Here is a 14,586-nt window from a genome sequence, read left to right as displayed (position 1 = left end):
TCGCTAGAGCGGAATATTATCGTGCTTCTTCCACGGGTTTTCCATCGTCTTGCCCTTCAGCGTCCGTAGCGCGCGGATCAGCCTCCGCCGTGTCCCGTGCGGCATGATGACATCGTCGATGTAGCCGAGCTTGGCGGCGACGAAGGGGTTGGCGAAGCGGTCCTTGTATTCGGCTTCGCGCGCCGCCAACGCCTCCGGGTCGCCGGCCTCCTTGCGGAAGATGATCTCGACCGCGCCCTTGGCGCCCATGACGGCGATCTCGGCGGTGGGCCAGGCGTAGTTGACGTCGCCGCGCAGGTGTTTGGAGCTCATCACGTCATAGGCGCCGCCATAGGCCTTGCGGGTGATGACGGTCAGCTTGGGCACGGTGGCCTCGGCATAGGCGAACAGGAGCTTGGCGCCGTGACGGATCAGGCCGCCGTATTCCTGTCGCGTGCCGGGCATGAAGCCGGGGACGTCGACGAAGGTCAGGATGGGGATGGAAAAGGCGTCGCAGAAGCGCACGAAACGAGCGGCCTTGCGGCTGGAATCGATGTCGAGCACCCCGGCCAGGACCTGGGGCTGGTTGGCGACGATGCCGACCGGCTGGCCGTCCAGGCGGCCGAAGCCGCAGATGATGTTTTTCGCATAGTCGGCTGAAATCTCGAAGAAGTCGGCCTCGTCGACCGTCTTCAGGATCAGCTCGTGCATGTCATAGGGCTGGTTCGGATTGGCCGGGACCAGGGTGTCGAGCGAGGCCTCGTCGCGGTCGGGGTCGTCGTAGCTGTCGCGGACCGGGGGCTTTTCGCGGTTGGACAGGGGCAGAAAGCCGATCAGGCGACGGACCTCGCTGAGCGCCTCCAGGTCGTTCTCGAAGGCGCCGTCGGCGACACCGGACTTGCCGGCATGGACGCGGGCCCCGCCCAGATCCTCGTGGCTGACCACCTCGTTGGTGACGGTTTTGACGACATCCGGCCCCGTTACATACATATAGGATGTGTCCTTCACCATGAAGATGAAGTCGGTGATGGCCGGGGAATAGACATCGCCGCCGGCGCAGGGGCCCATGATGACGCTGATCTGGGGGATGACGCCCGAGGCGAGCGTGTTCTGCAGGAAGATGTCGGCATAGCCGGCCAGGCTCTCGACGCCCTCCTGGATGCGGGCCCCGCCGGCGTCGAACAGGCCGATGATCGGGGCGCCGTTGGTCATGGCCATGGTCTGGATCTTGACGATCTTGGCCGCGTGCGCGCCGCTAAGAGAGCCGCCGAAGACGGTGAAATCCTTGGAGAAGACATAGACCAGACGGCCGCCGATGGTGCCGCGGCCCGTGACCACCCCGTCGCCGGGAATGCGCTGCTTGTCCATGCCGAAGTCGTGGGCGCGGTGCTCCACGAACATGTCGGTCTCCTCGAACGAGCCCTCGTCCAGCAGCACCTCGATACGCTCGCGGGCGGTCAGCTTGCCCTTTTCGTGCTGTTTGGCGATGCGCGCCTCGCCGCCGCCGAGTTTGGCCTGGTCGCGGCGCTGCTGAAGCTGGTCGAGGATGGTCTGCATTCGGCGTCTCCCTATCCGGCTGGGATAGGGAGACGCGCGGAGGGTGGCAAGTCGGAGGGGCTCAGGCCTGGGCGGGGACCAGGGCGGCCAGGCGGGTCAGCTCGGCGACGTGGGCGGCGAAGGCCTTGCGGCCGGCGGCGGTCAGCGAGACCCAGGTGCGCTGGCGGCCGTCGATGGGGGCCTTGCGCGGGGCGATATAGCCGGCGTCCTCCAGCTGTTTCAGGTGTTTCGACAGGACCGAGTCGGACACTTTGATCGCCTCGCGGATCATGGCGAACTCGGCCTCGTCGACGCTGGACAGGATGGCGCAGATCTGGAGCCGGCCGGGGGCGTGGATCACGGGGTCGAAGGTGGGAGCGGCGATCATCGGCCGGTCTCCGCCAGCTCCCTGCGCCACACTGCCATCCAGACGCGGCCGCCGATGATGGCGGTGACGAAGCCGAGGGCGCCGGTGACCAGGAACAGCCAGTCGGGGCCGACATATCGTCCATAGAGACTGCCCCCCATCAGGGCGATGAAGACGACGACCATGCCGATCGCGACCCATCGGGCGCGGCGCGGGGAATAGCCGTTTATCCAGTAGCCCATGCGGTCGCGCCACATCCGCACCATTAGGGCGAGGCCGGCGAGCGAAATCACAAGGACCAGCAGGGACCAGGGTTGGGGCAAGCCCTGGCACGCGACCAGCAGGCCACAGATCACCCCGTAGATCAGGTCATAGCTGATCGGGTAGGTCGCCGGGGGCAGCAGGGTGTCGCGGGCCTGGCGGATTGAGGCCAGGGCCTCGGCGGGATTAGGGTCTTGGGACATGGATGAACCTCACTTTCCGATGTGGAAAGCGTAGGCGAGAGTTTCCATCTTGGCAAGTGACAAGTTTCCGGGATGGAAAGTTATCTGAACTTGCGCAGCCCCCTCGGTCCTTGGCGGCCGGCAGAGGCGCGTTTGGCCAGCCAGTCGCGCCAGTCGGGCCAGTTGCGGCGACGGCCGCCGCCGTCGACCCAATCGGGGCCGGCCTCGGCGGAGAAGACGGTGACGTCGGCGGTTCCGCCCTGTTTGTAGGACTGAAGCTTGACGCCCTTGCCGCGCGCCATCTCGGGCAGTTCGGCGAGGGGGTAGATCAGGGTCTTGATGTTGTCGCCGATGACCGCGACGTGGTCGCCCGTGGCCGGTAGCGCGGCCAGCATCTCGCCGTTTAGCACCTGTTTGCCGCCGCGCTTCTGGGCGATCAGCTCGTCCTCGGGCGCGACGAAGCCGTAGCCGGCGCGCGACGCGATCAGGAGCTTGCCGCCCGGACGGTGGGCGAGCAGGCCGACGATCTCGGCGCCCTCGTCCAGATCGATCATCAGCCGCAGCGGTTCGCCGTGGCCGCGCCCGGAGGCCAGCTTGTCGGCGCCGACGGTGAAGATGCGGCCGTCCGACGCCGCCACCAGCAGCTTGTCGGTGGTGAAGGCCGGGACCAGGAAGGCCAGTTTGTCGCCCTCCTTGAACTTGAGCTCGGAGGGATCGTCGACCTTGCCGCGGGCGGCGCGGATCCAGCCGCGATCGGACAGGATGACGGTGATGGCCTCGCGCGGGATGAAGGCCTCGGGGGCGGCGAAGGCGGAGCTGTCGACGGCCTCGGCGATGGTGGTGCGGCGCGGCGAGACCATCTGTTTGCGCACATCGGTCAGGCCGATCTTGAGCAGGGCGTTCTGCTTGGCCGGGGAGGCGATCATGGCCTTGAGGCCGGCCAGTTCGTCGGACAGTTCCTTGTATTCCGTCTCGATCGCCATCTCCTCGATCCGCGCCAGCTGGCGCAGGCGGGTGTCGAGGACATAGTCGGCCTGGAGCTCGGTCAGGCCGAAGCGGGCGATGAGGACGGCCTTGGGCTGGTCCTCCTCGCGCACGATGCGGATGACCTCGTCGAGATTGAGGAAGACGATCCGCAGGCCTTCCAGGAGGTGCAGCCGCTTCTCGACCTTGGCGATGCGCCAGTTGGCGCGGCGGATCAGCACTTCGCGGCGGTGGTCGAGGAAAGCCTGGAGGCAGGGCTTGAGGCCGAGCACGCCCGGCGTGCCGGTGGCGTCCAGCACGTTCATGTTGATCGGAAAGCGGATCTCGAGGTCTGAGAGTTTGAACAGGCTCTCCATCAGCACCTCGGGCTCGACCGTACGGCTCTTGGGTTCGAGCACCAGGCGAATGTCCTCGGCCGACTCGTCGCGGACATCGGCCAGGAGGGGGGCCTTCTTATGCTCGATCAGGTCGGCCAGGGCCTCGATCAGTTTCGACTTCTGCACTTGATAGGGCATCTCGGTGACGACGATGCGCCACACGCCGCGACCCAGGTCCTCGGTCTCCCAGCGGGCCCTCAGACGAACGCCGCCACGGCCGGTCTCATAGGCGTCCAGCAGGGCCGCGTGACCCTCGACCGCCACGCCGCCGGTGGGGAAATCGGGGCCGGGGACCAGCGTGACCAGTTCCTCGGTCGTGGCCTCGGGCCGCTCCAGGAGCAATTGGCAGGCGTCGATCAGCTCGCCGACATTGTGCGGCGGAATGGAGGTGGCCATGCCCACGGCGATGCCGGACGAGCCGTTGGCCAACAGGTTGGGGAAGCCGCCCGGCAGGACGACCGGCTCTTCGTCCTGGTCATCATAGGTGGCGCGGAAGTCGACGGCGTCCTGATCGATGCCGTCGAGCAGCAGCATGGCGGCGGGCGTCAGCTTGCACTCGGTGTAGCGCATGGCCGCGGCGTTATCGCCGTCGATGTTGCCGAAATTGCCCTGGCCGTCGACGAGGGGATAGCGCTGGGCGAAGTCCTGGGCGAGGCGCACCAGGGCGTCGTAGATCGAGGCGTCGCCGTGCGGGTGATAGCCGCCCATCACCTCGCCGACGACCTTGGCGCATTTGCGGGCCGCCGCCTGCGGGTTCAGCCGCATCTGGTGCATGGCGTAGAGGATGCGGCGGTGCACCGGCTTGAAGCCGTCGCGCACGTCCGGCAGCGCCCGGTTGGTGATGGTCGACAGGGCGTAAGCGAGGTAGCGGCGGCTGAGCGCCTGCTCCAGCGGTTCGTCGACGATGCGACCGCCTTCCGGCGGCGGAGTGTGGATGGTCATGCGGCTTCGAATCGCTGGAAGTGACGGCCGAGTCTAGCAGCGCCGCTCTCGCCCTTCTCCCCTTGCGGGAGAAGGTGGCCGCCGAAGGCTGACGGATGAGAGGTCGCGCCGGCCTGACCGGCTGGCGTCGGCGCCTGCTGCGACCTCAGCCCGCTGAATTCATCCGCCCGAGCGACCCCTCATCCGACCTCGCTGCGCTCGGCCACCTTCTCGAACAAGGGGAGAAGGAAGGTGGCCAATTTGTCCTCTCACCCCAGCGCCTGTTCGATGCCTTCCAGCAGGCTGGCGGCGGTGATGGGTTTGGGGACGTGGAGGTCGGCGCCGGCGGCGAGGGCGTCGTCGCGGTGTTCGGCCATGGCGTTGGCGCTAAGCATGATCAGGGGGGTTGGCGCGCGGCCCGAGGTGCGTTCGTGCTCGCGGATGGCGCGGGTGGCGGCGAGGCCATCCATCACCGGCATCTGCATGTCCATCAGGACGAGGTCGAATGTGTCGGTCTGGAAGGCCTCCAGAGCCTGGGCGCCGTCGGCCACGGTGACCACCTCGACGCCCTGGCTGGCGAGGATAAGCTGGACCACGCGCTGATTGGTGGGGTGGTCCTCGGCCAGGAGCACGCGCAGGGCGCGGGGTTCGGCGGCGGGGGCGTCCGGACGGCGGGTGTCGCGGGCGTCATAGGCGTCCAGGTCCTCGGCGCGGGGCAGGGGCAGGACAACGGTGAAGCGGCTGCCAGCGCCCGGCATGGAGGCGGCCCAGATCTCGCCCCCCATCATCTCGGTCAGGGAGCGGCAGATGGACAGGCCCAGGCCGGTGCCGCCGAAGCGACGGGTGATGGTGCCGTCGGCCTGGCTGAAGCGATCGAACAGGCGTTCGGCGTCGCCGGCCTTGAACCCCACGCCGGTGTCCTGGATCTCCAGGCGGAGGGTCGGCGGCTCGTCGCCGATCTCGACCAGACCGATGCGGACGGTGACGCCGCCGGTCTCGGTGAACTTGACCGCGTTGGACAGCAGGTTGCCGACGACCTGGCGGATGCGGGTGCTGTCGCCCTGGAACAGGCCCCGCGCGTCGGGGTCGCGTTCGACGCGGAAGCGCAGCCCCTTGTCCTCGGCCCGGGCGCGCATGAGGTCGACGACGGGGCCGAGCGCGGCGTCCAGGTCGAAGGGACGGATCTCGAGCGCAAGTTCGCCGGCCTCGATCTTGGAGACGTCGAGGATGTCGGAGACCAGCCGTTCAAGGGTGACGCCGGAATCGCGGATCAGCCCGACCATCTCGGCCTGCTCGGGGCTGAGCGCCGTGCGCGCCAGAGCGTCGACGATGCCGATGACGCCGTTCAGGGGCGTGCGGATCTCGTGGCTCATATTGGCCAGGAAGTCCGACTTGGCGCGGCTCGCGGCCTCGGCGTCGGCCTTGGCCTGGATCAGGGCCCGCTCTGCGGCGACCCGGTCAGTGACGTCGCGGGCCACGGCGTAGATGCGGTCGCCATGCCGATGCGCGCGCCATTCCAGTGTGCGGTAGGAGCCGTCCTTGTGGCGATAGCGGTTGATGTAGCCGAGCACGGGGTCGTCCGGGCGGCGGTTCTCGACCTCGACGCGGCTCCTGAGGGTGCCCGGCATGTCGTCGGGATGGACCAGACGCAGCAGGGGGCGGCCGACCAGTTCCTCGGGCGCGTAGCCCATCACCGTCGTCCACGACCGGCTGACCTTGGCCACGCGGCCGTCCAGTTCGCGGATGATCAGCAGGTCCAGCGACACCTCGAAGAAGGTGTCGAGGTCGACCGCGGCGTCGGTGTCGGCGAACGGAAGCACCGTCGCGTCCGGATCGGAGTCGAGAAAGGCGTGGGTCATGAAGGCCTGAACAGAAGCGTACGCCGCCGGACGCTACAGGATTCGGGAGTGCGGTGCGCGAGCGTTAGAGTCGCGCCGCGTCGCGTAGCTTGTCGATCAACCAGACGCGGGCGGCGGGCAGGGGCCTGTCCTGGGGGTGGAAGACATTTCGCTCAAGGAAATGGCCGGTCAGGTCCAGGCCTCGGCCGACGTCGCCCTCGGTCAGACCCGCCTGGGCGCCGAGCATGAACGGGGGAAGGGCCAGCAGCTTGTCCGCATAGGGGGCCCCGGCGCCCGCCGAGACGGCGCGGCCGGTGCGGGGGCTGACCCAGGTGAGATCGTCGGTGTCGCCCGAGACGGCGCAGCGGCTGAGGTCCAGGCCGAAGCCCAGGTCCTCGAGCAGGCCCGCCTCGAAGCGGACGAAGACCGCCGGCCAGATGGCGGGGATGGAGAAGGCGCCCATCAGGGCCTCGAAGGCCAGGTAGGCGCCGGCGTGGGCCTCTCGTTCGGGGAGGGCGCCTTGCGCCACGGCGGCGGCGGCGGCCAGGCCGGTGAGGGCCAGGGGGTCGTCGAACAGGGCGCTGGGGCCCTCGCCCATCGGCTCCAGCCGGGCCGAGCCGAGGTGATCGGTGGTGCGGGCGCGGACCTGGGCCGTGACCTGGGCGCCGGGCTGGAGGAAGGGCTTCATGCGCCGAGACGCCCCGCCGGCGACATAGGCAGTGCGGCGGCCGTGCGCCTGGGTCAGCAGCTCGACGATGACGCCGGTGTCGCCATGGCCGCGCGCGCCCAGCACGAAGGCTTCGTCCTCGAACTCCATCTAGGCGGCGGTCGCGGCTGGCGGCGTCATGCGGCCAGACCTATCCTAGGCGCGGGGCGGATCAAAGGGAGAACGTCATGATCACCGTGACCGGCATCGACCATGTGGTGCTGAGGGTCCGCGACGCCGAGGCCTCGATCGCCTTCTACAATGGTGTCCTGGGTTGCCCGGTCGAGCGGCGGAACGAGGCCATCGGGCTGATCCATCTGAGGGCCGGCGACAGCCTGATCGATCTGGTGACCCTTGACGGCAAGCTGGGCGCGAGAGGCGGGGCCGGGCCGGGCGAGGAGGGGCGCAACCTGGATCATGTCTGCCTCAGGCTGGCCGACTATGACCCGGAGCGGGTGATGGCGCATCTGGACGCCCATGGCGTGGCCTATGATCCGCCCGACAGCCGATATGGCGCGGGGGGCGAGGCGGCGACCATCACGCTGCGCGACCCCGACGGCAACGGGATCGAGTTGCGCGGCTGAGATTGCGCCTTTGTCATTGGCGTGACGGCGGCGGTCGCGCGATAGTGAGGGCATGGAGGGCCGCATCGGCCCGGGGCTGGAGGTTTCGATGATTACCCTGATCGTCATCGGCGTCATCGTCGTCGTGCTGCTGTTCATCATCGTCGGGGCCTACAACCGGCTGGTGGCGCTGTCGCAGAAGGCGGATCAGTCGTTCGCCGACATCGACGTGCAGCTGACCCAGCGGCGCGACCTGATCCCCAATCTGGTAGAGACGGTGAAGGGCTATGCGGGCCATGAGCGCCAGACGCTGGATTCCGTGACCCAGGCGCGGGCCGCCGCCGCCGGCGCCACCTCGGTGCAGGACAAGGTGCATTCCGAGAACATGCTGACGGCGGCGCTGGGCCGGCTGTTCGCCGTGGCCGAGGCCTATCCGGACCTGAAGGCCAACACCAACTTCCTGGAGCTGCAGCGCGAGATCTCGGACATCGAGAACAAGCTGGCCGCCGCGCGCCGCTTCTTCAACAACGCCATCGCCGAGTTCAACGCCGCGCGTCAGCAATTCCCGACCGTGGCGGTCGCCGGTCTGTTCGGCTTCGGCTCGAACCGCGAGTTCTTCGACGTAGGCGAGGGCGATCGCGCCGCCATGAACGCCGCGCCGCCGTCGGTGAAGTTCTGATCGGCCGGTTCGGGCGCGAGGGAGGCTGAGCCGTGCGCGCCGTCGGCCTTTCGACCCACATCTGGGCCAACAACACCCGGTCGATCCTGCTGCTGGCCGGGTTTCCCGTGCTGCTGGTCGCGATGCTGTATGGCGTCCAGCTGATCCTGCTGGGCCTGGGCTGGTACGAAGGAACGGGCCAGGGCCTGGGCGCCGACATGGCGCTGGCGGCGTCGTGGCTGGGATACACCGCGCCGCTGGCGGCGGTGATCGCGGCCGTCTGGTTCGTGATCGCCTATCTGGGCCACCAGGCGATGATCGACGCCTTCACCGGCGCGCGGAAGGTGGATCGAAAGAGCGAGCCCGAGCTCTACAACATGCTGGAGAACCTCTCGATCTCGCGCGGCCTGACCACGCCGACGCTGAGGATCATCGAGACGGACGGGCTGAACGCCTATGCCTCGGGCCTGCATGCGGGGCGTTACAGCGTCAGCGTGACGCGGGGCTTGCTCAACACCCTGACGCCCGACGAGATCGAGGCGGTGCTGGCTCACGAGCTGACCCACGTCATCAACAAGGACGTGCGCACCATGGTGATCGCGGCGATCTTCGCCGGCATCATCAGCGTGATCGCCGAGCTGGTGTTTCGCGGGCTGTTCTATGCGGGGCGGGGGCGGGGCTCGAAGAACACCAACGCCGGGCCGCTGATCCTGATCGGCATCGCCTTTGCGGTGATCGGGTTCGCCCTGGCCATCGTCATCCGCATGATGCTGTCGCGGACGCGCGAGTATGTGGCCGACGCCGGGGCGGTCGAGTTGACCAAGAACCCGGATTCGATGATCTCGGCGCTGAGGAAGATCGAGGGTCGGTCGTCGGTGCGGGCGCCGGACGAACTGCAGGCCATGTTCCTGGACAACCAGCCGGACGGGCGGGGGCTGGAAGGCCTGTTCGCCACCCACCCGTCGATCGAGAAGCGGGTCAAGGCGTTGGTCGAATTCGGCGGCGGCCGCGATCCGGGAAAGTGGACGCCGCCGTCGGCTGCCGTCGAGCCGGCCTATGAGACGGCGGTGCCGACGAGCTGACATCGTCGTCGGTTCCGGCGAGGGGGTTCATCACAACGAACACAGCGAAGTCACGACGGACACGACGCTCACCGAGAAGCCGTGGCGGGTTCGGGGTTGTCTGTGACGTCCTGGATTGAGGCCAAAGGCCTCGAAAGGGTGGATTCAACTCCAGCCTTGGTCACCGGCGGTCCCGTTGTGTCCGCTGTGATCCCGTTGTGTTCGTTGTGGTGAACGCATGGCCCAGCCACATTCCCGAGCCTGGAAGCCGTCAGACCACCGGCCCGAACACCTCGATGAAGCTGGCCTTCAGGGCCGCGTCGGCCTCGTCCAGGGTGGCGAGGACGCCGAGGTCGACCAGGCTGGTGACGCCGTGCTCGCGGATGCCGCAAGGGACGATGCCGCCGAAGTGGTCGAGGTCCGGTTCGACGTTCAGGCTGATGCCGTGGAAGGTGGTCCAGCGGCGCACCTTAACGCCGATGGCGGCGATCTTGTCCTCGCGCGACCAGCCGGGGCCTTTGCGTTCGACCCAGACGCCGACGCGGCCGTCGCGGACATCGGCCTCGACGCCGAAGCGGCCCAGGGCGCCGATGATCCACTGTTCCAGGCCCCGGACATAGGCGCGGACGTCGCGGCCCCGGCGGTTGAGGTCCAGCATGACATAGGCCACCCGCTGGCCGGGGCCGTGATAGGTGAACTGGCCGCCGCGCCCGGTCTGGAACACGGGAAAGCGGTCCGGCGCGATCAGGTCGGTCGGACGCGCCGAGACGCCGGCCGTGTAGAGCGGCGGGTGCTCGATCAGCCAGACCCGCTCGCCGGCCTCGCCCGCCGCGATGGCGGCGACGCGCGCCTCCATCTCGGCGACAGCCTCGGGATAGGGCACGGGGGCGGGGGCCGTAACCCACTCGACCGGGCGGCCGTCGTCGGGGATCAAACGGCTAAGGTTTAACGGCTCGGCAAGCATGACGGCCGCAATGTGGGCCTCAGGGGCGTCTCGGGGAAGACGGCCCATGCCGATTGGGTTGTTGAGTGTCTCAGGTCGAATCCGTCGAAGTCGAGATTTCCGTGGTGCTGGGCCGCTCGGTCCTGCCCATGCAGCAGCTGTTGCGCATGGGCCGGGGAGCGGTGATCCCGCTGGATGCCCACGAAAACGACGAGGTCTGGATCCTGGCCAACAACCACCCGGTGGCGCGCGGCGAGATCGAGATCCGCGAGGACCGTATCGCCATCACCGTCACCGGCAAGGCGAACATCTACGACTATATGGCCGGCCAGGCGTAGAAGGCCGGGCGGCCTCCCACGCCAATCACCGTCACGGCTGCGAAGTCGCGCTCTGGATCAGGGCGTCAGCCTGCTGGATAGCCGTGGCCTGTTCCAAGTCGCCGGACTGAATTTCGTCGGCCCAGGTCATCAGGCGTTCGCTGACGACGGAGCCGTAATTGGCCTCTTCCTCGATGCGGACGCCGTTTCCGCGCTCGATGGCGGCGTCCCAGGCGGCCCGCACGGCGGCCCAGTAGTCGGCGGTGGCGGCCCAGTAGGCGTCGCCGGGAGCGGGATCGTAGCCGTCGAAACGGGCGTAGGTGTTGACCACGTCCTCGTGGACCACGACGACGGGCTCGCCCTCGGAGCCCTCGGCGGCGGCCATCTTCATATTGTCCTGCAGGTGGACCCAGCCGGCCGGGGTCAGGGCGTGGCGGTTGGTGCCGAGATAGCGGTCATAGATCGGGTTGCGGGTGGCGTCGCGGCGGGCGAGGGGGCGCCAGGTGGCGTCGGACACCCATTCGGTCACGCCATTGTCGTAGGTCCAGCGGCCGACGCCGCCGTAGCGGGGCGAGTCGTCGGTCTGCCAGACGGTCTGGGACCAGGCGCCCGTGCGATCGGCCTCGGACACCGGGGTCAGGACCCATTCGTCCGGGCCGGCGTAGGTCAGGACCGTTTCGGGCTGATAGACCCAGTCCTGGCGCCAATGCTTGATCACATGGGTCTGGCCGCCGTGCTCCATGACCAGGATGTGCTGCAGGACGATGCGGTCGGGCGTGTCCTCAATGACGCGCACGATCTCGTGGCCGCCCGAGGTCTTGGGCTCCAGCGGCTCATAGCCGTCGCGGAAGCTGGTGGTCTCGCGCATGTCGAAACGGACGCGGTAGTCGCCGGCTTGGGCCAGGATGGCGGTGCGATCCCGCTCACGAGCGGTCTGAGGCGCCTCGGCCGAGGTCGGCTGGGTGGCTCGAGCCGAGGCGGCGGGGGCGACGCCGAGCGTGACGGCGGCGGCGAGCAGGGCGGCGAGCGAGGTCGCGGGGCGCATGATGGATTCCCTCCAGTCAGTCATTCTCATTCTCATCAATTGGGTCAGTAGCGCAAGCTCAGGGAGACCGAGACGTTGCGGCCGGGCTGGGTGAAGGCGTCGGTGATGGCGGAGGTCGCGGAGACGCCGGCGATGTCGCTCCACCAGCTGTAGGTCTCGTCGGTGAGGTTGAAGACGCCGACGCGGGCGGTGACCAGATCGGTGACGTTCCAGTAGGCGGTGACGTCCAGCAGGGTGAAGGCCTCGCCGGTAAAGCAGGTGGTCCCGCAGCCCAGGGCGCGCAGATCGCCGTCCTTTTCGTCCGACCAGGTGACGATGGCCTGACCGCCGAAGCGCCCGGCGGGGTCGTCATAGGCCAGGCCGCCGACCAGCTTGATCGGATCGACGCTGGGCAGGTCGGCGGTCAACTCGGGGCGGCTCTGACGCCCCTTGGCGTATGAGGCGGAAAAGTCGGCGCTGAAGCCATTGTCCCACAGCAGGCGGCCGCGGGCCTCGATGCCGTGAGTCTCGACCTCGGCCAGATTGACGAACTGATAGACAGCCGGGTCCTGGGGCGTGAACGAACCCGACACGACCTCCTGGCTGATGAAGTCCTCATAGTCGGCCTTGAAGGCCGCGACCTGAAGGCTGAACAGGCCGCCGAGGATGTCGAGGTCCCGGAAACGCATGCCGATCTCGGCGCTGACGCTGGTCTCGGGGCCGAGGTCGGGATTGGGCAGGGAGGTGTAGCCGAAGGCCGGGTTGGAGAAGAAGTTGTTCACCTGGGACGGGGTGGGGGCCTTGAAGCCGGCGCCGACATTGCCGAACAGACCGAAATGGTCGTCGGCCCAAAAGACCGCGCCCAGCTTGGGCGAGACGCGCTCGTCGCTCTGACCGGCGACATTGCTGTCCGGATAGAGGGGGTCGACCTCGGGCGTCAGTTCATAGGCGTCGAGGCGCAGGGCCGGGATGAGGCTGAGAGCGCCGTCCATCAGGCGGATGTCGTCCTGGATGAACAAGCCGGACAGGCGATAGTCCGTGTTGGGGAAGGCGCGGATCGGGAAGGTCTCGTTGGTGGGAGGCACCGTGCCGTCGCGCAGGCCCTCCTGGCGCGTCTCGGACCAGTCGCCGCCGAAGGTGACGCGGTGATCGACGCCGCCGAAGGCGAACGTCTTCAAGGCGTCGGCGGCGACACCCCAGACCCGGTTGTCGAAGGTGTTCAGCCGGGTGCGGTCGACCGCCGGGTCGCGGTCCTCGAAGGTGAACTGGCGGGTCGTGGCGTCCTGCCAGTAGACCGTGGCCTGTCCGCGATCGAGGCCGAACGCGTCGTCGACGCGCCAGTCCAGCGAGACCCGGTCGCGCTCGGTCTCGTCGGTGGCCAGCAGCTCCAGCACGGCGTTGGGCGAGAAGGGCGGGGCGGCGGGGACGCGACCGGACAGGACGTCGGCATCCACCGTCATGTCGTAGTGGTCATAGGTCAGGCGCAGGCGGTGTTGGGGCGCGACCTGCCATACCAGCTTGCCGAGGATGGCGTTGGAGACGAGGTCCTGAGGGTTGGCCTCGGTGCGGGACGAACCCTCGCCGCCGACGGTCCCTTGCGTTTCGGTCTCCTGAGCGTCGCGGCGGGTGTAGGACAGCAGACCCGAGAGTGAGCCGGCGCGGCCGGCGACGGCAAGGCTCTCGGCCCAGCTCTGGTCCGCCGAGCCGTAGGCGACACGGGCTCGGGCGCCGATGTCGCGATCGGGGCGGATCAGGCCCTCGGGATCGCGGGTGGTGAAGCTGACCGCGCCGGCGACGCCGTCCGAGCCGTAGAGGGCTGAAGCGGGGCCGCGCAGGATCTCGACCCGCTCCATCAGGTCGAGATCGGAATAGCCGCCGCGGCCGACGCTCTGGGCGCCGAACACATAACCGTCGGGGACGCGGACGCCATCGACGACCATCAGGACACGATCGCCGCCGAGGCCCCGGATGGTGAAGCCGGCGTTGCCCGCCCGGCCGGTTGTGCCCAAGGCCGCGCCGAAGCGGGCCGGCTGGCTGACCACGCTGACACCCGGCTCGAACCGAATCAGATCCTTGATGTCCGTGGCCAGCAGCGCCTCGATGCTTTCGGCGGTGAAGACGGTGACGGTAGCGGGGGCCTGATCGACGCGGATGGGCTCGCGGGTCGCGACCACGGTGATCTCGTCCAGGCGAGTCGGCTGGTCGTTGTCCTCGGCGGCCATCGCCGGGACGGCGAGGGTCAGGGCGAGGAGGGATGTGGTGGCGAACAGGCGCATGGCGGACCCCAAAACTGGAAACGGCCACGCTGTTATTGCGAACTAGACGCAGAATCAACCGCAATGGCGGCAGGGTTTCTCGCAACCCGTCGGTTCGCCGGTCGTTAGGGGACCATGCCTGACAGAATGACCCTGATCGCATCGACCCTGATCATCTCCCTGGCGGCGTGCGGGGAGAATGCGAACGTCAACCCGCCGACCGAGCCGGCCGAGCCGGTGGCGGCGCCCGCCAGCGGCGGGGCGGCGTCGGCTGTCGATGCGCAGAACCGGGCGAGCTTCACGGGGCGCTGGGCCGCCGATGCGGCTTGGTGCGCCAACACCTCGGCGACGACCGATCAGGTGCCGATCGAGATCACCACCACCGAATTCCGCGGCTATGAGAACCGTTGCGCCATCGGCGAGGTCACCGAGACCGACGCCGGCTGGGAGGCGCAACTGACGTGCGAGTCCGAAGGGACGACGACGAACGAGCGGGCGCGTTTCGCCGTGGCCGGCGAGGCGATGACCGTCAGCTGGCTGGATCGCGACAGCTCGCCCACTACCCTGGTGCGCTGCCCGGTGATTGGTGCGGACGTTCCCGCCGGCTAAGCGAC

Annotated in this window: 14 protein-coding genes; 5 read left to right on the top strand and 9 right to left on the bottom strand. The window is 68.3% G+C overall.

Features of this window, described 5'->3' with window-relative positions; translation table 11 throughout:
- Positions 1 to 3 precede the first annotated feature (3 nt).
- The 6 genes from EES48_RS06015 to recO form a co-directional block, all read right to left on the bottom strand.
- On the bottom strand, positions 4 to 1,536 hold the full coding sequence (locus tag EES48_RS06015) for an acyl-CoA carboxylase subunit beta (RefSeq protein ID WP_122465466.1): 1,533 nt from the start codon (positions 1,534 to 1,536) through the stop codon (positions 4 to 6).
- Positions 1,537 to 1,597: 61 nt separating this feature from the next.
- Positions 1,598 to 1,903 (bottom strand): winged helix-turn-helix domain-containing protein, encoded by a 306-nt coding sequence (locus EES48_RS06010; protein WP_122465465.1) that lies wholly within the window; start codon positions 1,901 to 1,903, stop codon positions 1,598 to 1,600.
- Positions 1,900 to 2,346, bottom strand: coding sequence for a hypothetical protein (locus EES48_RS06005; protein ID WP_122465464.1), 447 nt, complete (start codon positions 2,344 to 2,346; stop codon positions 1,900 to 1,902). Before EES48_RS06005 ends, EES48_RS06010 begins: the two co-directional genes overlap by 4 nt.
- Positions 2,347 to 2,426: 80 nt before the next feature.
- The gene (parC, locus tag EES48_RS06000) at positions 2,427 to 4,628 is read right to left on the bottom strand and encodes a DNA topoisomerase IV subunit A (RefSeq protein WP_122465463.1); all 2,202 of its coding nucleotides are present in this window, start codon (positions 4,626 to 4,628) and stop codon (positions 2,427 to 2,429) included.
- A gap of 248 nt (positions 4,629 to 4,876) precedes the next feature.
- Positions 4,877 to 6,466, bottom strand: coding sequence for a PAS domain-containing hybrid sensor histidine kinase/response regulator (locus EES48_RS05995; protein ID WP_122465462.1), 1,590 nt, complete (start codon positions 6,464 to 6,466; stop codon positions 4,877 to 4,879).
- A gap of 64 nt (positions 6,467 to 6,530) precedes the next feature.
- Complete coding sequence (gene recO, locus EES48_RS05990; RefSeq protein WP_122465461.1) at positions 6,531 to 7,262, bottom strand: DNA repair protein RecO; 732 nt, start codon at positions 7,260 to 7,262, stop codon at positions 6,531 to 6,533.
- A gap of 77 nt (positions 7,263 to 7,339) precedes the next feature.
- On the opposite strand from recO, the gene EES48_RS05985 reads away from it, so the two are divergent.
- From EES48_RS05985 to EES48_RS05975, 3 genes are read left to right on the top strand one after another with little or no spacing between them, the layout of a single operon-like run.
- Entirely contained in the window at positions 7,340 to 7,735 is a 396-nt protein-coding gene (locus EES48_RS05985; protein ID WP_122465460.1) for a VOC family protein, read from the top strand.
- Between the two features lie 52 nt (positions 7,736 to 7,787).
- Entirely contained in the window at positions 7,788 to 8,393 is a 606-nt protein-coding gene (locus EES48_RS05980) for a LemA family protein (RefSeq protein ID WP_240623238.1), read from the top strand.
- Between the two features lie 32 nt (positions 8,394 to 8,425).
- Positions 8,426 to 9,454, top strand: a complete 1,029-nt coding sequence (locus EES48_RS05975) for a M48 family metallopeptidase (RefSeq protein WP_240623237.1) — start codon at positions 8,426 to 8,428, stop codon at positions 9,452 to 9,454.
- Positions 9,455 to 9,704: 250 nt separating this feature from the next.
- On the opposite strand, the gene lipB is transcribed toward EES48_RS05975, so the two are convergent.
- Positions 9,705 to 10,397: a lipoyl(octanoyl) transferase LipB gene (gene lipB, locus EES48_RS05970; protein ID WP_122465459.1), complete on the bottom strand. Its 693-nt coding sequence runs from the start codon at positions 10,395 to 10,397 to the stop codon at positions 9,705 to 9,707.
- Between the two features lie 65 nt (positions 10,398 to 10,462).
- Here lipB and EES48_RS05965 point away from each other — a divergent pair, with 65 nt between their 5' ends.
- Entirely contained in the window at positions 10,463 to 10,714 is a 252-nt protein-coding gene (locus tag EES48_RS05965) for a FliM/FliN family flagellar motor switch protein (protein WP_122465458.1), read from the top strand.
- A 31-nt stretch (positions 10,715 to 10,745) separates the two neighbouring features.
- Here the strand turns inward: EES48_RS05965 and EES48_RS05960 are convergent, their stop codons facing one another.
- Positions 10,746 to 11,762 carry a DUF6607 family protein gene (locus EES48_RS05960; RefSeq protein ID WP_162998044.1) on the bottom strand — a complete coding sequence of 339 codons (1,017 nt, stop codon included), beginning with the start codon at positions 11,760 to 11,762 and terminating at the stop codon, positions 10,746 to 10,748.
- Between the two features lie 20 nt (positions 11,763 to 11,782).
- On the bottom strand, positions 11,783 to 13,993 hold the full coding sequence (locus tag EES48_RS05955) for a TonB-dependent hemoglobin/transferrin/lactoferrin family receptor (RefSeq protein ID WP_122465456.1): 2,211 nt from the start codon (positions 13,991 to 13,993) through the stop codon (positions 11,783 to 11,785).
- A gap of 126 nt (positions 13,994 to 14,119) precedes the next feature.
- Between EES48_RS05955 and EES48_RS05950 the strand changes: the two genes are divergently transcribed.
- On the top strand, positions 14,120 to 14,581 hold the full coding sequence (locus tag EES48_RS05950; RefSeq protein WP_122465455.1) for a hypothetical protein: 462 nt from the start codon (positions 14,120 to 14,122) through the stop codon (positions 14,579 to 14,581).
- Positions 14,582 to 14,586 lie beyond the last annotated feature (5 nt).

The sequence above is a fragment of the Brevundimonas lutea genome (assembly GCF_003704105.1).
In the GTDB taxonomy this organism is placed as follows: Bacteria; Pseudomonadota; Alphaproteobacteria; order Caulobacterales; family Caulobacteraceae; genus Brevundimonas; species Brevundimonas lutea.
This window is presented reverse-complemented; position numbering and strand designations above follow the sequence as displayed.